The sequence below is a fragment of the Streptomyces sp. NPDC008150 genome (genome assembly GCF_042956945.1).
Classification (GTDB): domain Bacteria; phylum Actinomycetota; class Actinomycetes; order Streptomycetales; family Streptomycetaceae; genus Streptomyces.
In genome coordinates this window covers 425093-444554 of sequence record NZ_JBIBHJ010000005.1, presented here as the reverse complement: position 1 = coordinate 444554, position 19462 = coordinate 425093, and the positions used below count along the sequence as shown (strand labels likewise).

General features: G+C 73.6%; 21 protein-coding genes. 11 read left to right on the top strand and 10 right to left on the bottom strand.

The window, feature by feature from the left end:
• Window positions 1-22 precede the first annotated feature (22 nt).
• Window positions 23-592, bottom strand: coding sequence for an AAA family ATPase (locus ACFZA0_RS16185; RefSeq protein ID WP_391016419.1), 570 nt, complete (start codon window positions 590-592; stop codon window positions 23-25).
• Between the two features lie 39 nt (window positions 593-631).
• Window positions 632-811 carry a hypothetical protein gene (locus ACFZA0_RS16180; RefSeq protein ID WP_391016417.1) on the bottom strand — a complete coding sequence of 60 codons (180 nt, stop codon included), beginning with the start codon at window positions 809-811 and terminating at the stop codon, window positions 632-634.
• A gap of 240 nt (window positions 812-1051) precedes the next feature.
• Here ACFZA0_RS16180 and ACFZA0_RS16175 point away from each other — a divergent pair, with 240 nt between their 5' ends.
• From ACFZA0_RS16175 to ACFZA0_RS16165, 3 genes are all read left to right on the top strand, one after another.
• Complete coding sequence (locus tag ACFZA0_RS16175; protein ID WP_391016414.1) at window positions 1052-1888, top strand: alpha/beta fold hydrolase; 837 nt, start codon at window positions 1052-1054, stop codon at window positions 1886-1888.
• Window positions 1881-2444, top strand: a complete 564-nt coding sequence (locus ACFZA0_RS16170; RefSeq protein WP_391016411.1) for a WHG domain-containing protein — start codon at window positions 1881-1883, stop codon at window positions 2442-2444. The genes ACFZA0_RS16175 and ACFZA0_RS16170 overlap by 8 nt, the downstream gene beginning before the upstream one ends.
• A gap of 152 nt (window positions 2445-2596) precedes the next feature.
• On the top strand, window positions 2597-3259 hold the full coding sequence (locus tag ACFZA0_RS16165) for an HAD-IA family hydrolase (protein ID WP_391016408.1): 663 nt from the start codon (window positions 2597-2599) through the stop codon (window positions 3257-3259).
• Between the two features lie 48 nt (window positions 3260-3307).
• Here ACFZA0_RS16165 and ACFZA0_RS16160 read toward each other — a convergent pair whose 3' ends face one another.
• The 3 genes from ACFZA0_RS16160 to ACFZA0_RS16150 all read right to left on the bottom strand — a co-directional run bounded on the left by ACFZA0_RS16160 (window position 3308) and on the right by ACFZA0_RS16150 (window position 5081).
• Window positions 3308-3841, bottom strand: a complete 534-nt coding sequence (locus tag ACFZA0_RS16160) for a flavoprotein (protein ID WP_391016405.1) — start codon at window positions 3839-3841, stop codon at window positions 3308-3310.
• 100 nt (window positions 3842-3941) lie between these two features.
• Window positions 3942-4226 (bottom strand): hypothetical protein, encoded by a 285-nt coding sequence (locus tag ACFZA0_RS16155; RefSeq protein ID WP_391016403.1) that lies wholly within the window; start codon window positions 4224-4226, stop codon window positions 3942-3944.
• Window positions 4227-4400: 174 nt separating this feature from the next.
• Window positions 4401-5081: an HAD hydrolase-like protein gene (locus ACFZA0_RS16150; RefSeq protein WP_391016400.1), complete on the bottom strand. Its 681-nt coding sequence runs from the start codon at window positions 5079-5081 to the stop codon at window positions 4401-4403.
• An 81-nt stretch (window positions 5082-5162) separates the two neighbouring features.
• On the opposite strand from ACFZA0_RS16150, the gene ACFZA0_RS16145 reads away from it, so the two are divergent.
• On the top strand, window positions 5163-6365 hold the full coding sequence (locus tag ACFZA0_RS16145; RefSeq protein ID WP_391016397.1) for a helix-turn-helix domain-containing protein: 1203 nt from the start codon (window positions 5163-5165) through the stop codon (window positions 6363-6365).
• A 100-nt stretch (window positions 6366-6465) separates the two neighbouring features.
• A complete protein-coding gene (locus tag ACFZA0_RS16140; protein WP_391016395.1) occupies window positions 6466-6792 on the top strand; it encodes a hypothetical protein in 327 nt (108 codons plus the stop codon).
• Between the two features lie 493 nt (window positions 6793-7285).
• Here ACFZA0_RS16140 and ACFZA0_RS16135 read toward each other — a convergent pair whose 3' ends face one another.
• Together ACFZA0_RS16135 and ACFZA0_RS16130 are read right to left on the bottom strand one after the other, a co-directional pair.
• The gene (locus ACFZA0_RS16135) at window positions 7286-8161 is read right to left on the bottom strand and encodes an undecaprenyl-diphosphate phosphatase (protein ID WP_391016392.1); all 876 of its coding nucleotides are present in this window, start codon (window positions 8159-8161) and stop codon (window positions 7286-7288) included.
• 256 nt (window positions 8162-8417) lie between these two features.
• Complete coding sequence (locus tag ACFZA0_RS16130) at window positions 8418-8969, bottom strand: winged helix-turn-helix transcriptional regulator (protein ID WP_391016389.1); 552 nt, start codon at window positions 8967-8969, stop codon at window positions 8418-8420.
• A 116-nt stretch (window positions 8970-9085) separates the two neighbouring features.
• On the opposite strand from ACFZA0_RS16130, the gene ACFZA0_RS16125 reads away from it, so the two are divergent.
• The gene (locus tag ACFZA0_RS16125; RefSeq protein ID WP_391016387.1) at window positions 9086-10255 is read left to right on the top strand and encodes an acetyl-CoA C-acyltransferase; all 1170 of its coding nucleotides are present in this window, start codon (window positions 9086-9088) and stop codon (window positions 10253-10255) included.
• A gap of 46 nt (window positions 10256-10301) precedes the next feature.
• Here ACFZA0_RS16125 and ACFZA0_RS16120 read toward each other — a convergent pair whose 3' ends face one another.
• Window positions 10302-11072 (bottom strand): VTT domain-containing protein, encoded by a 771-nt coding sequence (locus ACFZA0_RS16120; protein ID WP_391016384.1) that lies wholly within the window; start codon window positions 11070-11072, stop codon window positions 10302-10304.
• A gap of 457 nt (window positions 11073-11529) precedes the next feature.
• Here ACFZA0_RS16120 and tuf point away from each other — a divergent pair, with 457 nt between their 5' ends.
• Together tuf and ACFZA0_RS16110 are read left to right on the top strand one after the other, a co-directional pair.
• Window positions 11530-12708, top strand: coding sequence for an elongation factor Tu (gene tuf, locus ACFZA0_RS16115; protein WP_391016382.1), 1179 nt, complete (start codon window positions 11530-11532; stop codon window positions 12706-12708).
• A 91-nt stretch (window positions 12709-12799) separates the two neighbouring features.
• The gene (locus ACFZA0_RS16110; RefSeq protein ID WP_391016379.1) at window positions 12800-13645 is read left to right on the top strand and encodes a fused MFS/spermidine synthase; all 846 of its coding nucleotides are present in this window, start codon (window positions 12800-12802) and stop codon (window positions 13643-13645) included.
• 63 nt (window positions 13646-13708) lie between these two features.
• On the opposite strand, the gene ACFZA0_RS16105 is transcribed toward ACFZA0_RS16110, so the two are convergent.
• Window positions 13709-14713, bottom strand: coding sequence for a hypothetical protein (locus ACFZA0_RS16105; protein ID WP_391016376.1), 1005 nt, complete (start codon window positions 14711-14713; stop codon window positions 13709-13711).
• A gap of 175 nt (window positions 14714-14888) precedes the next feature.
• Here ACFZA0_RS16105 and ACFZA0_RS16100 point away from each other — a divergent pair, with 175 nt between their 5' ends.
• From ACFZA0_RS16100 to ACFZA0_RS16090, 3 genes are all read left to right on the top strand, one after another.
• The gene (locus ACFZA0_RS16100; protein ID WP_391016574.1) at window positions 14889-15326 is read left to right on the top strand and encodes a DUF4442 domain-containing protein; all 438 of its coding nucleotides are present in this window, start codon (window positions 14889-14891) and stop codon (window positions 15324-15326) included.
• A gap of 215 nt (window positions 15327-15541) precedes the next feature.
• Complete coding sequence (locus ACFZA0_RS16095; RefSeq protein ID WP_391016373.1) at window positions 15542-18034, top strand: glycoside hydrolase family 3 C-terminal domain-containing protein; 2493 nt, start codon at window positions 15542-15544, stop codon at window positions 18032-18034.
• A 161-nt stretch (window positions 18035-18195) separates the two neighbouring features.
• A complete protein-coding gene (locus tag ACFZA0_RS16090) occupies window positions 18196-18855 on the top strand; it encodes a VTT domain-containing protein (protein ID WP_391016371.1) in 660 nt (219 codons plus the stop codon).
• A 26-nt stretch (window positions 18856-18881) separates the two neighbouring features.
• Here ACFZA0_RS16090 and ACFZA0_RS16085 read toward each other — a convergent pair whose 3' ends face one another.
• Window positions 18882-19421 carry a DapH/DapD/GlmU-related protein gene (locus ACFZA0_RS16085; protein ID WP_391016368.1) on the bottom strand — a complete coding sequence of 180 codons (540 nt, stop codon included), beginning with the start codon at window positions 19419-19421 and terminating at the stop codon, window positions 18882-18884.
• Window positions 19422-19462: the final 41 nt, after the last annotated feature.

The window sequence follows — 19462 nt, the reverse complement described above, 5'->3', positions numbered from 1 at the left end:
CGGTGGCGGACCGCGGGGGACCTCAACTCCGGGCGCGCAGACGCTCGAACGCCGTCGGTGAGGGGCGTACGGGCAGGAACTCCCTGATCCTGAGCGCGCAGGTCTCGGCGTCCGCGAGGGACGTGTCGCACTCGATGTCGTAGACGCCGTGCGCGTGCACCTGTTCCCACTGCGTCGCGGCGAGACCGGCGGGCCTGTCGCCCCGGGCCCTCTCCCTGCGCTCCAGTTCCGCGAGCGGGCAGTGGACGCCGACGAACACCACGTCCCGGGGGTCCAGCAGCGCGAGGCAGTCCAACAGCCGCCATTCCGCGCTCAGTACATGGTCCACGACGACGTTGTTGCCGGCGGCGGCCATCCCCGCGACGGCCCGGTGGAAGCCCCGCCAGGTGCGGTGGAGGACGACCGCGAGTTCGTCCGGCGCCGCCGGTGTGTTCGCGCGCATCGCGTGGAACGAGTCGACCGCCATGTGGAAACAGGGCTCGTCGAGAGAGCGCAGCAGTGCGCGGGCGATGCTCGACTTTCCCGAACTCGACGTGCCGTTGAGGAAGATGACGGTGCCACGCCGGGGCGGCACGGAGGCGAGATGTTCCATGCGGCGGATCCTACGGAGGCTGCCGCCCGCCCTTTCGTGTCAGGCGGCCTCGGTGACGCGGCCGCGGATCGCGGCGGCCCATTCGACCACCAACGCCTCGTACTCGACGCGCTCCTGGGCCGACAGGGACCCGCCCGCACGCAGCCACAGGGCGCGGATCCGCTCGTTCACCTCGGCGGCAGTCCGCTCGGAACCAGGGGTTGCCGAATCGGGGGACATGCGACCCAGCCTAGGGGCAAGAGCTGACGGTGCGCTACCGGTCGGCTACGCATACCGCACGGTCGGGCGGTGCGGGCGGTGCCGGGGAGGGCAATCGCGTTGCCTGACGCGCTGGTTGGGGGCCGGTGGGGCTCGGTCGTTGACAGTCTTGGTTAATTGAATTAGCTTTTGGCTAACGGCGTTAGCCGCGAAAGGATCCCGGCGATCGGCCGGGTTCCGGGGATCCGAGGGAGAGACGTCATGACCGAGTACCTCGCAGTCGACGGCGGCACGATCGCCTACGAAGTGGCCGGTTCCGGCCCGCTCGTCGTCCTCGCCCACGGCATGGGCGACAGCCGCGCCTCGTACCGGGCCGTGGTCCCCGAACTGGTGGCCGCCGGCTACCGGGTCGCCGCGGTCGACCTGCGCGGCTGCGGCGAGTCCAGTGCCGTGTGGCCGAGTTGGAGCCGTACCGCCGTCGCCGGCGACCTGCTCGCCCTGGTGCGCCACCTCGGCGGTCCCGCCGTGCTCGTCGGCCACTCCCTCTCGGGAGGCGCGGTCACCGTCGCCGCCGCGCAGGAGCCCGCCCTGGTCACCGCGGCCGTCGAACTGGCCCCGTTCACCCGCAAGCAGTCCGTCCGTCTCGGCGACCTGCGGGTGAGGCGCTTCCGGCGGGGGATGCTGCGGCTGGCCGGTGCGGGGGTGCTGGGCAGCGTGCCGATGTGGCGCTCGTACCTGGAGGTGGCCACCCCGGGCGTCAAGCCGGCCGGCTGGACCGAGCGGCTCGACCGCATCGACGCCATGCTGCGCGAACCCGGCCGGATGAAGGCGCTCCAGGGCATGGGCCGCAGCGCCCCGGCCGACGCCGGCGCCCGGCTCGGCAACGTCCGCTGCCCGGTCCTCGTCGTCATGGGCACCCTCGACCCCGACTGGGCCGACCCGCAGGCCGAGGGCTCGGCGGTCGTCGAGGCGCTGCCGTCCGGCCTCGGCCGCCTTGAGATGATCGAGGGCGCGGGTCACTACCCGCACGTCCAGTCCCCCGACCAGGTGGTGTCGCTCGTGCTCGCCTTCCTCCGAGAGGACGCCGCCCGTGCCTAGGGCCGGCCTCGATCCGGTGTCCGTCGTCGCGGCCGGCGCCGCCCTGGCCGACGAGGTGGGCCTCGCCGGCCTGACGATGGGACGGCTCGCCGAGCGGTTGGGCGTCCGAACTCCCTCTCTCTACAAGCACGTCGTCGGGCAGGAGGATCTCAACCGGCGCATCGCGGTGCTCGCTCTGAACGAGGCGGCCGACGCCGTCGGCGCCGCGGTCCAGGGCTACGCGGGCCGCGACGCCCTCGCGGCGGCGGCCCGCGCCTTCCGGGCCTTCGTCGTGGAGCACCCCGGCCGGTACGCCGCGACGATCGGCGTGGAACCCTCCGGCCCCGACGACCCGCTCGCCTCGGCGGGGCAACGGCTGCTCGCCGCGTTCACGGCGGTCCTGCGCGGCTACGAGATCCCCGGACCGGACGTGGACCACGCCCTGCGCCTCCTCCGCAGCCTCTGCCACGGCTTCGCCACGCTCCAGGCGGGCAACGCGTTCCAGTGGAGCGCCGACGTCGACGAGAGCTTCGAGTGGCTGATCGCCTTCGCGGACCGGGGGCTGCGCACGCTCTGAGGAAGCGATGGAACGGCCCACGCACCGGCGCCGCCCCCGTTGCCCCGGCCCCGCGGCCCTCGCGCGGCTCACCGCGGCCCCCTACGCGCCCCCTCTTCCCCCTCCTCGCGCCTCCCGGCGTTCTTTCCGCCGCGCCGGGTACGCTCCCCGGCATGATTCGCGCCGTGATCTTCGACGTCGGTGAATGCCTGGTCGACGAGACCCGGGAGTACGGGGCCTGGGCCGACTGGCTCGGCGTCTCCCGGCACACCTTCCACGCGGTGTTCGGCGCGATGGTCGCGCAGGGGCGCGACCACGTCGACACGTTCCGCGAGTTCCGCCCCGGCTTCGACCTGGAGACGGAACGCGAGGCACGCGAGGCGGCCGGGCGGCCGGAGACGTACGGCGAGGAGGACCTCTACGAGGACGTCCGGCCCACCCTGCGCCAACTCCGCGCGGACGGCATGTGGTTGGGCATCTCCGGCAACCAGACGGTGCGTTCGGGCCGGATTCTGCGGGAGTTGTTCACGGGCGAGGTCGACCTGATCGGTACCTCGGACGACTGGGGCGCGACCAAGCCGGACCCGGCGTTCTTCCAACGCGTGGTCGAGGCAGCCCCGTTCGAGCCGGCCGAGATGCTGTACGTCGGCGACCGCGTCGACAACGACGTCCGCCCGGCCCGCGAGGCGGGCATGCGCACGGCGCTGGTGCACCGCGGTCCGTGGGCCAGGATCCAGTGGACCACGGAGGAGGCGACGCGCCTGCCGACGTTCCGCGTGGAGAGCCTGCTCGAACTGTCGGGCCTGATCGCCCACTTCAACGGGGCGGTGCGGTAGGGCCGGGCGCTCGGCGCCGGGCCCGGCTCGTGGGGCGGCGGGCCCTTGTCACGTCCGGAAGCGGTCGACCGCGTCGAGCAACAGGTCCCACGGGTACGCGCCGGGCCTGCTCAGCCCCGGCTCGTGCGGCACGAACCCGCCCTCGCCGTACAGCACTTCGACGCCCATGGCCCGCAGCTCGGCCACCGACCGCTCGAACTGCCGGTGCCGCACGAACGCGGCATTGACGCACGGCATCGTCACCAGCGGAATGTCCTTGCCGACGGCCTCCGCGACGACTCCGATCACGAATGTCCCGGTGAGCCCGAGCGCCCAGCTGTTCACGCTGTTGAAGGTGGCCGGCGCGAACGCGACGACGTCCGCGGGCGGCCACACGTCCTCCGTGCCCGGCCGCTTGTACGCGGACCGCACGGGGTGCCCGGTCAGCCGCTCCAGCTCGGCGGTCCGGGCGGCCAGCCAGCCGTGCGCCGTCGGCGTGAGGCCGAGACACACGTCCCAGCCACGTTCCCGCGCGTCCGCGACGGGCCGCGCGATGTCGTGGACCGGGGGAGCGGCGGAGCCGAAGAGGTACAGAGTCGCCATGCGAGCAGCGGATCACGGCCCCGCGAAGCGCCGTAAGCCCCTCGCCCCGGCCTCTCGCGGCGCGGGGGCGCGGGCGCCCTCGCGTCGTACCCGGGTGCGATCAGCGGAGCTTGTCGCGTCCGCCTCCGGGTGCGGCTGCGGAGCGGCGGCCGCGGGCTCGCCGGCGGTCGAGGCGGGGCCGGAGCGGGTCGCCTTCGAGGCCGTTCGCGCGCCGCGTCAACTCGCCGATCCTCTCCTCGGCCAGCCCGGACATGGCGACGGCCTGGCGAAGGGCTTCGGCGCAGGCGGGCTTGCCGCAGTGGGCGGGCGAGACGGGTCCGGCGTCCTCGTTGGTGTGGGGCAGGTACGCGGACGCGCATCCGACGCAGACGTAGATCGGTCGCATCTCGTTCCCCTTCAGCCCGAGCAGTCGCTCTTGGCGTGACGGACTACCGGTACCTGGTTGCCGTCCTGGTCGATCTCGACCGTGTGCTCTTCCTTGTCGGTCAGACCGGATCCGCCGCACCGCCGCGTGGGGTGTCCGCCGTACGGCCAGGATGCCCGATGCGGGTAGTCCGTGTCAGGCGGGGCGGACAACCCGGAGAGCGTCCAGCACCTGCTCCATGTCCGAGAGATCGTCGAGCACCTCATCGGCACCGGAATCGTCGAGGTCGTCGGCCGCCGTTCGGCCTGTCGCGACGGCGACCATGCGGACACCGACTTCTCGGCCGCCCGCCACGTCGGCCGGAGTGTCCCCGACGAACACCGCCTGGTCCTCACTCACGCCGGCGCGTTGCAGGGCGGTCCGGATCAGGTCGGGCCTGGTCTCGCCGTCCTCGCCGTACGCTCCGTCGCTGAGCCGGAGATGGGTGTCGAGGCCGAACACGGCGAGCTTCACCTCGGCGGCGCCGCGCACGTTGCCGGTGACGACGGACTGCCGCACGCCCCGCTCGTCGAGCGCGGCGAGCACCGCGGCGGCTCCGGGCAGCGCGTGCCCGCGCTCGCGGAGTTCGGCCGCGTGCCGCACATGGACGGCACCGAGAGCGTCCGCGAATCGGGTGAACAGCCCTTCGTCGTACGGCACATCGTGCAGACGCGCGGTCTCCCGCAGGATCACCCGCTCCGTCGACCCCGTCACCGACGCCTGGTCCCGCAGCGGCACACCCGTCACCTGCTCGAATGCCTCAGCCCACAGCTCCCCGCCGAGCCCCCTGGTGGCCATCAGCGTGTGGTCGATGTCCCACAGCACCAGCTCCGTCACCGGCGTCTCCCCTCTCCGAGAACTGCGGGTCCCCCAGCCTGCCGCACCCTACGCTCGGACCACGAATCGAGGAGCGGGCGCATGGTTGCAGCAGACCTCCCCATCGGGGACCGGATCCGCCACTACCGGGGCGGACGACGGCAGGACGCCGTGGCCGGCTTGGTCGGCATCAGTCCCGACTACCTGTCCCAGATCGAACGCGGGCTCAAGGTCCCGTCGCTGCCGATCCTCTACTCCCTCGCGCAGGAACTCGGCGTGCCCGCAGCCTCGCTGCTGTCCGAGCAGGCGCCGACCGAGGCCGACACCACGAACACCGCGGAGGCCGCCGTAGGCCGCGCGCTCCTCGGGTACGGGCCCGCCCGCAGCGCCACGCCTGTCGCGGCAGCCGCGCTGAGGGACCGGGTCGAGGCGGCGTGGCAGTCCTGGCAGACGAGCGGCACCCGGTTCACGGAGGCAGCCGACACGCTTCCGGCCCTCGTCGCGGACACAGAGCACGCAGCCCGAGCAGCCAGGGCTGGTACGGACGTGGCCGAGCGGCGCGCGGTCCTTCGCGCTGCCGCCGATCTGTACTGCCTGCTCCGCTCCTACCTCCGGCGCACCGGCCGTGTAGACCTCGCGACTCTGGCCGCGGACCGGGCGATGCGGGCGGCGGAGGACGCCGACGATCCGCTGCGGATCGCTGCCGCGCAGTGGAATCTTGGGCACGTCCTCCTCGCTGCGGGACAGCCGGCCGAAGCGGAGGAACTGGCGTTGCGGGCGGCCGAGGACGTGGCCGCCGCGCAGATCCCCGAGGTGGAGCGGGCTGCGATGGGCGGTGCCCTCCAGCTCGTCGCTGTGGTCGGTTCTGCTCGTCGCCGCCGGTGGTGGGAGGCGAGGGACCGGTTGACGCGGCATGCGGCGCCAGCCGCCCGCCAGGTCCCCGACGGGGCGAATGTGGGACGGACGGTATTCGGGCCGACGAACGTGGCGCTGCACGCGCTCAGCATCGACATGGAGGCGGGCGAGACTGGGGAGGCACTGCACACGGCGGATGCCATCGACACATCGCCCCTCCCCAGCCTGGAGCGAGAGTTCACGTTCGGCCTTGAGGTGGCCTCCTGCCACAGCCAGCGCCGTGACGACGCCGCCGTGCTCCTGGCACTGATCGGCTTGGAGACGATCGCGCCGGAGGACCTCGCGCGCACCCCATTGGCCCGGCAGCTCGTGCTCACCGTTTTCCGCCGGGCGCGCGCGATGCACGCCCGTCAGGCAGAGGCGCTCGCGGAGCGCGTCGGCCTGGTCTGAACGAGCCCCTAGGCCACCCGAACTGTCAGCTCGGGTGAGTTGGTTGGGGGCTGCATACGGTCTCGCGTGTGAGAGGGAACATCGCGCACGGGAGGTTGGCATGACGAGCACAACCGCAGACGCATTACCGGACCTCCCGGCCGATCTCAGCGAGCGACAGGCCCGCGGTGCGGACTGCGTGTGGTGCCGGCGTCCGCTCACCGCGGGCGCCGCGGTCGACCTGTCCGAGCGGGTGGTCGGTGGTGTCCGGCAGTTCCCCCGCGGCTGCCTCCCGTGCACCGGGCATTGGGCGTTCGAGGCGCTCCTCGCGCACGTGGCGAAGTGCGACCTCTGCCATCTCACCGTCGCGGACTGCGACGAGGGCCGCGCCCTCCAGCGGCTGATCAAGCGCGGCCGCGCGCACGAGTGGGCGAGGAGGCAGGCGTGAGGTGCGACCGGTGCGACCACCCGATCATGCCCGGGGAGCGGGCCGTGACACGGTACGTCGAGACCGGGTCCGGGGCGGGCGGGTCCGTCACGGTCCACGCCGACCTGTGCCCGCGGTCGCCGCGGAAGTCGTACCCGTCGGCGGCGCAGCCGTTGCCGCGGCGCCGGTCCTGAGACCCCCGCGCCCGGTCGTGCCGACGCGGCCGGGCGCGGGACGGGGGCGGCCTTGGCCCCAGGGAGGCCGGCCGCCCTACCGCACGAGGCCGGACGGCGGGATGCCCCTCGTGCCGGTGAGCAGGAGCAGGTCGTCCAGGGGCGGGATCGCTGTGGCGCACTTGCACCGGCGGATCGTCCTGTGGTCCCGGCGCGGCCGATGCGCTCACCGGGCTGTGTCCGGGTGGGGCCGGCCTGTTCGCGGCCGTCGCGCAAGCGCACCCCGATCGCCCCGGCGGTGGGGGAGCACCCAGTCGGGCACAGGGGCCTCGGCCCCGTCCTCAGCCCGCCGACTCGGCCGCGTGGGGGCTCAGGACGCCCGCCGTGACCAGGCAGATGATGACGATGCCGAGGGCGATCCGGTACCAGACGAACGGCATGAAGCTCTTCGACGAGATGAACTTCATGAACCACGAGATCACCACGTAGCCCGACACGAACGCGATCACCGTCGCGAACAGGGTCGGGCCCCAGGCCACGTGGCCCGTGCCCACCGCGTCCTTGAGTTCGAAGACGCCCGACGCCAGGACCGCCGGTACCGCCAGCAGGAACGAGTACCGTGCCGCCGCCTCGCGCCGGTAGCCCATCAGGAGGCCGCCGCTGATCGTGGCGCCCGAGCGCGAGACGCCGGGGATCAGGGCCATCGCCTGGCAGACGCCGTAGATCAGGCCGTCCTTGACGCCCAGGTCCTCAAGGCCCTTGCGCTGCTTGGCCGCGCGGTGCCGGCCGCCCGACTCGTCGCGGGCCGCGAGCCGGTCGGCGATGCCGAGGACGACACCCATCGCGATCAGCATCGTCGCCGTGACCCGCAGGTCGCGGAACGGCCCCTCGATCTGGTCCTTCAGCGTCACACCGAGCACACCGATCGGGATCGAGCCGACGATGACCAGCCAGCCCATCTTCGCGTCGTGGTCCTGGCGCATCCGGCGGTCGGCCAGTGAGCGGCTCCACGCGGAGACGATGCGCCCGATGTCCTTGCGGAAGTAGATCAGCACCGCCGCCTCCGTGCCGATCTGCGTGATCGCCGTGAAGGCCGCTCCGGGGTCCTCCCACCCGGCGAAGGCCGCCGTCAGACGCAGGTGCGCGCTGGACGAGACGGGGAGGAACTCGGTCAGCCCCTGGACGAGTCCGAGGACGAGGGATTCAAACCAAGACATGACGTACTGAGTCCAAGTGCCGTTCGCGGTCGGGGGACATGGACCGCGCCGGGTCGTTCCGGAGGGCGATCACGATGGTGCCGGGCAAGGGGAGGGTGAGAGGAAGTTCAAGGGAAGGCAAAGCTGTTGGGGGCAGCGTAGCGTCCCGGCGGGACAGCAACCGCACGGGGGTTTCCCCGACCGGCCCGCGAACGGCCGGAGTTGACCACCGCCGGGTCGCCCGCCCACGGCTCCGCGCGGCGCGCGGCCCGCCCGCCTACCGCTCCGCCGGGCCGGCGACCGTCCACCCCGGTGTCTGCGGATGCGCCGACAGTTCCGCGTGCCGCACCTCCTCGCCGCAGGCCCGGCACGTCACCGCCGGCGCGAGCACCTCGCCGCACGTGTCGTGCTCGATCAGCATCGGGCGGTCGTCGTCCGTCCGCAGGTGCCGGTCGCCCCACGCCATGAGCGTCAGCAGGGCCGGCTCCAGTTCGAGGCCCGCCGCCGTCGGCCGGTACTCGAAGCGCGGCGGGCGCTCGCTGTACGGGTGCCGGGCGAGGATGCCCGCGTCCACGAGGCGGCGCAGCCGGGTGGTGAGGACGTCGCGCGGGGCGCCGATGTTGCGCACGAGCTGGTCGAAGCGCCCGTTGCCCAGGCACACCTCCCGCAGGACGAGCAGGGAGTACTTCTCGCCGACGAGCGCCAGGGTGTCGGCGATCGAGCACGGGCGGGGGCTCTTCGGGCTCCGCGTGCCTCCCGGGCCCTGCTCGCCCCTCGGGTCCTGGGCGGTCTTCGCGTTCGGCGGGTTCTGCGGCGTCGGCACGGCCATGTTCTCCACTCCGGGGCCCGGACTTCGGTGGGTTTGTTTTTCCAACCTACCGCGCTATGGTGAGTTTGGATTTCCTACTCACCGGTAGTGACCCTCGTGGCCAAGGAGGCCCGGACATGCGTGACGCAGTCGTCGTCGAAGCCGTACGCACCCCGATCGGCAAGGGCAGGCCGACCGGCTCCCTCGCCCACGTCCACCCCGTCCAGCTCCTCGCCCACACCCTGCGCACCCTCGTCGACCGGGCCGGTGTCGACCCCGCGCTGATCGACGACGTGATCGGCGGCACCGTCACGCAGGTCGGCGAACAGGCGGCGAACATCTCCCGGTGGGCCGCGCTGTCGGCCGGCTTCCCGGAGTCCGTGCCCGCGACGACGGTCGACCGGCAGTGCGGTTCCTCCCAGCAGGCCGTCCACTTCGCCGCGCAGGGCGTCCTCTCCGGCGCCTACGACCTCGCCGTGGCCTGCGGCGTCGAGTCCATGAGCCGGGTGCCGATGGGCTCCGGCGTGACTCCGGGCGCCGACCCCTTCGGGCCGGGCATCGCCGAGAGGTACCCGGAGGGTCTCGTCCCGCAGGGCATCGGCGCCGAACTCATCGCCGCCAAGTGGTCGTTGTCGCGCGCCGCCATGGACGCGTACGCCCTGGAGTCCCACCGCAGGGCCGCCGAGGCCCGCGACACCGGCCTGCTCGACGCCGAGACCGCGCCGCTGGACGGCGTCACCCGGGACGAGTGCGTACGGCCCGGCAGCACGCCCGAGATCCTCGCCGGCCTCAAGCCGGCCTTCCACGACGCCGGTTACGCGGAACGCTTCCCGCAGATCGAGTGGAACGTCACCGCCGGCAACTCCAGTCCCGTCAACGACGGCGCCTCCGCCGTGCTGATCACCACCAGCGAGATCGCCGCGCGGCTCGGCCTGCGCCCGCTGGCCCGGCTGCACAGTTTCGCCGTCACCGGGTCCGACCCGCTGCTGATGCTCACCGGCGTGATCCCGGCCACCGAGAAGGTGCTGCGCCGGGCCGGGCTCGCGCTCGGCGACATCGACCTGTTCGAGGTCAACGAGGCGTTCGCGTCCGTCGTGCTGGCCTGGCAGCAGGAGACCGGCGCCGACCTGGACAAGGTCAACGTCCACGGCGGCGCGATCGCCCTCGGCCACCCGCTGGGCGCCAGCGGCACCCGGCTGACCACGACTCTCGTCCACGCGATGCGGGCCCGGGGCGCCCAGTACGGCCTACAGACCATGTGCGAGGCCGGGGGACTGGCCAACGCCATGATCCTGGAAGGCGTCTGACGGCCACCCGGCGGCGGGGAGGCGTGCGCCGTCGCCCCGAAGCCCGTCAGCGCAGACGCAGTTGGTGCCTCCGCCGCCACGCGACCGCGGTGCCCACCAGGGCCGGCAGGGCGATGCAGGCCATCGCGATCAGGAACGCCGGGGACGTGGGCGCCGACGCGCGGGCGCCCGCCACCACGTAGGCGGCGGTGTTCGGCACCGAGCCGAGCGCCGTCGCCGCGAGGAACGGCCACCAGCCCATCCGGGACACGGAGGCGCAGTAGTTGGCCGCCCAGAACGGCACCCCGGGGAACAGTCGGGCCGCGAGCATCGAGCGGAAGCCGTGCCTGCTGAGCTGGCCGTCCGCGGCCTTCAGCAGCCTGCCGCGCACCAGGGGGCGCAGCGCGCTCTGGCCGAGGAAGCGCCCGAGCCCGAAGGCGATCCCGGCGCCGAGCACCGTGCCGACGAGCGCCGAGCCCAGCCCCAGGGGTGTCCCGAGCACCGCGCCCGCGGCGAGGTTGAGGAGCGGGCGGGGCACGAACGCGACCGTGCACAGCCCGTACAGCACCGCGAAGACGACCGTGGCGGCCGCGCCGTCGAGGCGTGGTGGCCAGCCGTGCACGAGGAGGCGCTGCGGCTCGAACAGCAGGACCGCGGCGGCAGCCAGCGCGAGCAGCAGGACGAGCAGACCGAAGCGCGACCAGGGCGAGAGCAGTGCTCTCGTGCAGCGGTCGACGACGCCGCGCGACGACGACACGGTGGCGGGATCGAGCTCCGTTGCGGTGGCCGGGGGAGTGGCCGTGGCGGTGCCCCCAGAGCGGGTGGTGGCATCGAGCATCCGGCGACCCTAACCGACAAATGTGTGTGATCGCCGTACGGTTCGTCCCACGCGCGTGACAGCGGGCGGAAATCCAGGCCCTGTTGCGCGCGGTGCGCGCGACCGCCGCCGGTGCCCGCGTCCCAGGTCACGGACCGTGCGCCCCAACTGTCGCACCCGGCACGGCCGGACGGTGGGCGGCCCCCGGAAAACCATTCGACCGGAGGCGGCGGTTGAGCGAGTATTCGCACATGTTCCGGTATGCCTTCCTCCTCGCAGCGTCCGCCGTCGCGGACGCGCCGAAGGCTGCCGCGCCCACTGTCCCGGCCGCCCTCGACGGCGCCCGAAGCTGACCCTTCCCGGATCGTCCGGCGGACCCCGCAGGGGGAGGGTCGGTCACCGCGAGGGGTCCCCGTCCCGGCCGCACGACCGCGCCGGGACCATCACCGCACCACCTGGCACGCTTCGAGGTACCGCCATGCCCAAGACGGCATACGTCCGCACCAAGCCGCATCTCAACATCGGCACGATGGGTCACGTCGACCACGGCAAGACGACCCTGACCGCCGCCATCACCAAGGTCCTCGCCGGGCGTGGCACCGGCGGCACCACCCGGTACGTCCCGTTCGACCGCATCGACCGGGCCCCGGAGGAGGCCGCGCGCGGCATCACCATCAACATCGCGCACGTGGAGTACGAGACGGACACCCGGCACTACGCCCACGTCGACATGCCGGGGCACGCCGACTACGTGAAGAACATGGTCACCGGGGCGGCGCAGCTCGACGGGGCGATCCTCGTCGTGTCGGCGCTCGACGGGATCATGCCGCAGACCGCCGAGCACGTCCTGCTCGCCCGGCAGGTGGGCGTCGACCACATCGTCGTCGCCCTCAACAAGGCCGACGCGGGCGACGACGAGCTCACCGACCTCGTGGAGCTGGAGGTCCGCGAACTGCTCAGCCGGCACGGCTACGGCGGCGACGCCGCGCCCGTGGTCCGGGTCTCCGGGCTCGGGGCGCTGCGGGGCGAGCCGCGGTGGACGGCGTCCGTCGAGGCGCTGCTCGACGCCGTGGACACGTACGTGCCCATGCCCGAGCGGTACCTGGACGCGCCGTTCCTGCTGCCGGTGGAGAACGTGCTCACCATCACCGGCCGCGGCACGGTCGTCACCGGCGCGGTCGAGCGCGGCACCGTCCGCGTCGGCGACCGGGTCGAGGTGCTCGGCGCCGGGGTGGAGAGCGTGGTCACCGGGGTGGAGACCTTCGGCAGGCCGATGGCCGAGGCCCAGGCCGGCGACAACGTGGCGCTGCTGCTGCGCGGGGTGGCCCGCGACGCGGTCCGCCGCGGGCACGTCGTCGCGGCGCCGGGCAGCGTCGTGCCCGCCGACCGGTTCACCGCGCGGGTCTACGTCCTGTCGGCGGCGGAGGGCGGCCGCACCACACCGGTGTCCACCGGCTACCGGCCGCAGTTCTACATCCGCACCGGCGACGTGGTCGGCGACGTCGACCTGGGCGCCACGGGCACGGCCCGGCCCGGCGACACCGTCACGATGACGGTCGAGCTGGGGCACGCCGTGCCGCTGGAGCCCGGCCTCGGCTTCGCGATCCGCGAGGGCGGCCGGACCGTGGGCGCCGGCACGGTGACGTCGGTGGGCTGATCCGCGCGACGCGGTGACGGGGACCCGTCCTCCTCCGGGGGGCGGGTCCCTCCCGTGCCGCCCTCGCCGGCCGCACCCGCACAATGGACGGGTGAACGACCCGATCCCCGTCATCCGCGACGTCGACCACGGCACCGCGAAGCTGATGCCCGACGTCGACCGCGAGCGGGCCTGGCTGCTCACCGTCGACGGGGCGCCGCAGTCCTACGTCGACCTGGACGCCCCCACGCACCTGGAGTTCGAGTACGTCCGCCGCGCCGGGCACGTCCTCGACGTCGTCGCACCGCCCGGCGTCGCCCTGGACGTGCTGCACCTGGGCGGCGGCGCGCTCACGTTGCCCCGGTACGTCGCGGCGACCCGGCCCGGCTCCCGGCAGGACGTCGTCGAGGCCGATCGCGGGCTCCTCGGCCTGGTCGCCGAGTGCCTGCCGCTCCCGCCCGGTTCCGGGACCGCCCTGCACGCGGCGGACGCGCGCGCCCATCTGGAGGCCGCGCCGGACGACTCGGCGGACGTGCTGGTCGCGGACGTCTTCGGCGGCTCGCGGGTACCGGCGCACATCACGTCACTGACGTTCGCGCGGGAGGCGGAGCGGGTGCTGCGGCCCGGCGGTGTCTATCTGGCGAACCTCGCGGACGCGGCGCCGTTCGCCTTCCTGCGGTCCCAGCTCGCCACGTTCGCGGCCGTCTTCGAGGAACTCGCGCTGATCGCGGAACCGGGCGTCCTGCGCGGCCGGCGCTTCGGCAACGCGCTCCTGATCGCCTCGCACCACCCCGTCGACACGGGAGCGCTCGCCCGGCTCACCGCCTCCGACGCCTTTCCCGCGCGTGTCGAACACGGCCCGGCGCTGCGGAAGTTCACGAAGGGGGCGGTGCCGGTGCGCGACGAGGACGCCGTGCCGTCGCCCGAACCGCCGGACGGGGCGTTCAGCATCGGCTGAAGTACCGTGCGCCGGGCGGCAGTCGGAGAGATCGGCCCCAACTGCCGCACGCGGCGGCGGGATTCACTCCGTCGGGTCCCCGGAGAGCCGGACGGTGCTGAGGATCTTCATGATGGTCGCCTTCGGGACCTCGCCCTTGACGCCCTTGGCCCCGTAGAAGTTCCAGGACACGAAGTCGCCGGCCGAGTTCTTGAAGCCGAAGGTCAGTGCCTTGCCGTCGGAGGCGCACTTGCCCTTCATGGGCGTGTTCGTGGACTGCGCCCACGCGTAACTGCCCTTGATGCCCGAGGCGGTGGTGTAGGGCGTGGCCTTCTTGTCGTACGTCAGGCTCTTCTTGTCGGGCTGCGTGTACCCGCCGTAGACCCACCAGCCGACCGTGTTCACGGCGACCTCGTCGGTGTTCTTGGCGCCGTCCGCGCCCTTGGTGCCGACCGCGGCGAGCGACGTGTCGTCCGTGTTGCCGTCCTTGTCGTCGTCGCTGGTGCACCACTTCGACTTGTAGAGGGCGGGAGCGGACATGACGACGAGAGGCTTGCCGTCGTCCGCCTTGTCGTCCTCGAAGCCGATGGTCAGGGTGGACGACTGGACCTCCCAGTCCGCCGGCACGTCGAAGGCGGTGCCCCGCTTCGGATTGACGACGACCTTCCACCCGGCGACGGTCGGCTTCTCGGTGTCGCCGCCGCGCGGGTTGGCCTCCGAGGCGGAGACGCTCGGGCTGTCCTTCACCGACGGCGTCGCGGCCGTCGGGCTCGCCTTGCCGTCGTCCGCCTTGTCGTCCGAACTGCCGCCCAGCACCAGGAACCCGGTCACGCCGGCGGCCACCACCACGGCCAGGGACGCGACGATCGCCACGACCTTCGTCCGGTTGCCGCCTCCGCCGCCCTGGCCGCCCGGCTGCGGTGCTCCGGCGGGGCCGGGAGCGCCCCACTGCGGCTGCTGCGCATAGGGGTCGGGCTGCTGGTAACCGGATTGCTGGTACGGGTTGGGCTGTTGGTACCCCGGCTGCTGGTACGGGTTGTTCCCCTGCGGGTTCTGCTCGCCCCCTGGCGGCTGCTGTCCTGGCCACATGGGAGGCAACACTAGTGCCGCCCGCGACACGATGAGGTCACGAGGCCTTGTCAGGTACGTACCGAGAGGGGCCTCCCGGGGGCCGTATGGGCGGAAAGGGCACGCGGTGTTCGCCGTACCGGTCTGGCGCCCGGAGGCTACTCGCGAGTAACCTCATGCCATGAGTGCGGATCAGATGTCGATCGGCGAGATGCTCGCCGCCACCGTGCCGATGGTGCGGACCCTCAAGCTGGAGTACCTGGAGACGACCCCGGAGAAGGCCGTTCTGTACCTCCCGGACCAGGGCGAGTACCGCAACCACGTGGGCGGCCCCCACGCCGGGGCGATGTTCACCCTCGGCGAGTCCGCCAGCGGTGCCGTCGTGCTCGCCGCCTTCGGCGACCAACTGCCGCGCGCCGTACCGCTTCCGGTGCACGCCGAGATCTCCTTCAAGAAGATCGCCCTCGGCCCCGTCACCGCCACCGCCACCCTGGGCCGGCCGGTCGCGGACATCGTCGCGGAGCTCGACGAGGGGCGCCGCCCCGAGTTTCCCGTCGCCGTCGCGATCACCCGCGAGGACGGCGCCGTCACCGGCGAGATGACGATCACCTGGACCCTGCGCCCCAACAGCTGAACCCCCGGCGCCCGTTGCCCGGCGCGTGGCCCCGACCGGACCGGTCGGGGCCACACGCGTACCCGGGGCCGCCCGCCGCGCCGGACACCCGCCCTGACGGTGTGTCACCGATCGCTGACGCATAGTGCGTGCATCGACCCGCACGCGCACCCGGCCCCCGGGCCGCGCACCCGTGGCGCGCCCCGGCGCGTCCGCGCACCGAAGGAGTGACGGCCATGTCCGACCCCCTCACCCGGCGGACCGTCCTGCGCCTGACCGGCACCGCCGCCGTCGCCGCGGCCGTCGGCACCGCGACCGCGCCCGCCGCGGCGGCCCGGGTGCGCGAGGCCCCCGGCACCCGACCCGGCGCCGCCGGTGCCCGCGTCGACGGGCTGCTCGCGCGGCTCACCCTCGACGAGAAGATCTCCCTGCTGCACGGCGCCACCGACCCCGCACCACTGGGCCAGGCCGGCTACGTCCCCGGCGTACCGCGCCTCGGCATCCCCGCGCTGCGGCTTGCCGACGGGCCCGCCGGTGTCCGCGTCACCCGGCACGCGACCGCGCTGCCCGCCCCCGTGCTGCTCGCCTCCGCCTTCGACCCGGACCTGGCCCGCCGCTACGGCGAGGTCATCGGCCGCGAGGGCCGCGCGCTCGGCCAGGACGTCCTGCTCTCGCCGATGGTCAACCTGATCCGCACCCCGTACGCGGGCCGCAACTTCGAGACCTTCTCCGAGGACCCGCTGCTCTCCGCCGACATGGTGGCCGCCGAGATCCGCGGCATCCAGGACGAGGGCCTCGTCGCGACCGTCAAGCACTTCGCCCTCAACAACCAGGAGAAGGACCGCACTTCGGTGGACGTGCGGGTCGACGAACGCACGCTGCACGAGGTCGAACTGCGCGGCTTCGAGGCGGCCGTCGACGCCGGCACCGGCGCGGTCATGGGCGCCTACAACAAGGTCAACGGCACCTGGGCGTGCGAGAACAGGACCCTGCTCACGGACGTCCTGCGCGACCGCTGGGGCTTCGACGGCTGGGTGATGACCGACTGGTCCGCCGCCCACAGCACCGTCGCCGCGATCGCCGCCGGCCTCGACATGGAGATGCCGGACGGCACCTACTTCGGCGCCGCCCTGAAGACCGCCGTCGAGTCCGGCGAGGTGCCCCGGGACCACGTCGACCGGGCCGTGGGCCGGCTGCTCGCCGTCATGGACCGCTTCGGACTGCTCGACGGGACCGCCCCGCCCCGCCCGGACCGTGACCCCGCGGCCGGCGCCGCCGTCGCCCTGGAGGTCGCCAGGGCCGGCGCGACCCTGCTGCGCAACGAGCACGGCACCCTCCCGCTGACCGGCGGCAGCGTCGCCGTCGTCGGACCCACCGGCGCCCTGCCCTTCGTCAGCGGCGGCGGCAGCGCGCACGTCGTCCCCGACCGCGCCGACAGCCCCCTCGACGCGATCCGGGCCCGCGCCGGACGGGCGGGCCGCGGCGCACGCGTCAGCCACGCGCTCGGCGAGGACCTGTACGGCCGGGCGCTGCCGGCAGGATCGGTCGGCCCCTCGTTCGACCCCGAGGGCCAGCGCGTCGAGGCCGGCCGGACCTGGGCGTACGACGGCACCCTGACCGTCGACGACACCGAGGCCGGCGAGTGGACGATCGTCGTGCACTACTCGGGCACCACCCGCCCCACCGTGCGGCTCGACGGGACGGAGCTCTTCCCCGTCGCCTCCGGCTGGGGCGAGTACTTCCAGGGCGGTTTCGTCACGACCGCGCCCGACGGACTGGCGCTGCGCCGCCGCACCCTCCGACTGGCCGCGGGCGCCCACCGGCTGACGATCACGGCCGCGGGCGGTGACACCGGCCAGACCTTCCGGCTGCGCCGCAGCACCGAAGCCACCCGGCGGGAGGACCTCGACGAGGCCGTGCGCACCGCACGCGCCGCCGACAGCGTCGTCCTGTTCGCCTACGAGGACGCCTCCGAGGGCCAGGACCGCACCACGATCGCGCTGCCCGGACACCAGGAGCGGCTGATCGAGGCGGTCACGGCGGCCAACCCGCGCACCACCGTCGTCCTCAACACCTCCTCCGCCACGTCGATGCCCTGGCTCGACCGCACCGGCGCCGTCCTCCAGATGTACTACCCGGGCCAGCAGGGCGCCGCCGCCACCGCCGCCGTGCTGTACGGCGACTGCGACCCCGGCGGCCGGCTCACCCAGACGTTCCCCGCCGACGACGGCCACCACCCCGTCGCGGGCGACCCCCGGCGGCACCCGGGTGTCGACGGCACCGAGGAGTACTCCGAGGGCGTCCACACCGGCTACCGCTGGTACGACGCCCAGGGCGTGCGGCCCCTGTTCCCCTTCGGGCACGGCCTCTCGTACACGACCTTCCACTGCGGCGGTCTGCGGACCCGGTGGGCGGACGGCGGCCTCGACGTCTCCTTCGACGTCCGCAACACCGGCACGCGCGCGGGCGTCGCCGTGCCCCAGGTCTACGTCGGCCCCTCGCCCGACCTGGACCTCGACCAGCCGGTGCGGACACTGGCCGGGTACCGGCGGCTCGACCTGCGGCCGGGGGAGGCCCGGTGGGTGACCGTGCGCGTCGCCGCCCGCACCCTGTCGTCCTGGGACACCGCGCGGCACGACTGGGCGCTGGGCACCGGCCGCCGCGACGTCTGGCTCGGGACGTCCGCGCGGGACCTGCTGCTGCGCGGGAGCGCGGAGGTACGGGAGTGACCCGGTCCGCGGCCGCCGGGGCGGCACCGCCCGGCCCGCGGGCAGGGCGGGCGCCGGGTGCGCGGGACGGGCGGGCCGCGCCGAGCGAGTAGGCTTCCCGGCGTGCGCCCCGTCATGGGCGCACGCCGGGAAGCACGGACTCGCCATCGGGAGGAACCGGCGTGCACGTCCAGGAATGGCTCGACACGGTACCCGCGGTCGCCGTCTACGCCTTGGTGGCCCTGGTGATCGGGGTGGAGAGCCTGGGCATCCCGCTGCCGGGCGAGATCGTGCTCGTCTCCGCGGCGCTGCTGTCCTCGCAGCAGTCGGGCATCAACCCCGTCGTCCTCGGCGCCTGCGCCACGCTCGGCGCGGTGGTCGGCGACTCCATCGGCTACGCCATCGGCCGCAAGGGCGGCCGGCCCCTGCTGACCTGGCTCGGGGCCAAGTTCCCGCGGCACTTCGGCGAGGCGCACGTCGCCACCGCGGAACGCTCGTTCCAGAAGTGGGGCATGTGGGCCGTCTTCGTCGGCCGCTTCATCGCCCTGCTGCGCATCTTCGCCGGCCCCCTCGCGGGCGTGCTGCGGATGCCGTACTGGAAGTTCCTCATCGCCAACATCCTGGGCGGCATCGTCTGGGCGGGCGGCACCACCGCCGTCGTCTACTACGTCGGGGTCGTCGCCGAGTCCTGGCTCAAGCGCTTCTCCTGGGTCGCCCTCGTCGCCGCCGTCCTCGTAGGACTCGCGTCCATGCTCGTCATCCGGCGCCGCTCGGGGCGCGTGTCGGCCGACGCCGAGGGCGAGCGCGCGAAGGACCCCGAGGCAGTCCCGGCGGGGGAGTGACCCCCGGCCGGTGACGGCCCCTGCCGCTACGAGGCGTCCGGCGCGTGCACCGCGCGGTGCGCCTTCGCCAGTTCCGCGTAGTGGGTCCCGTTCAGCGTGACGCCCGCGCGCTCCTCGTCCGTCAGCTCGCGGCGCACCTTCGCGGGCACCCCCGCCACCAGCGAGCCCGGCGGCACGACCATGCCCTGCGGTACGAGCGCCTGTGCGGCGACCAGTGAACCGGCGCCGATCACCGCCCCGTTGAGCACGGTCGCGCCCATGCCGATCAGGCAGTCGTCCCCGACGGTCGCGCCGTGCACCACCGCGTTGTGCCCGATCGACACCCGGGCGCCGACGCCGACCGGGAACCCCGGGTCGGCGTGCAGGGTGCAGTTGTCCTGCACGTTGCTGTCGGGCCCGACCGCGATGGCCTCGATGTCGCCGCGCAGCACCGCGCCGTACCAGACGCTCGCGCCCGCCCCCACGGTCACGTCACCGATCAGCACCGCGCCGGGGGCCGTGAACGCCCCTTCGTCGACCCGCGGTTCCCTGCCGCCGATGCCCGTGATCAGCGCCTCGTTGCTCATGCCCACTCCCTCTGTCGGCGGTGTCCGGCCGGTACGGCACG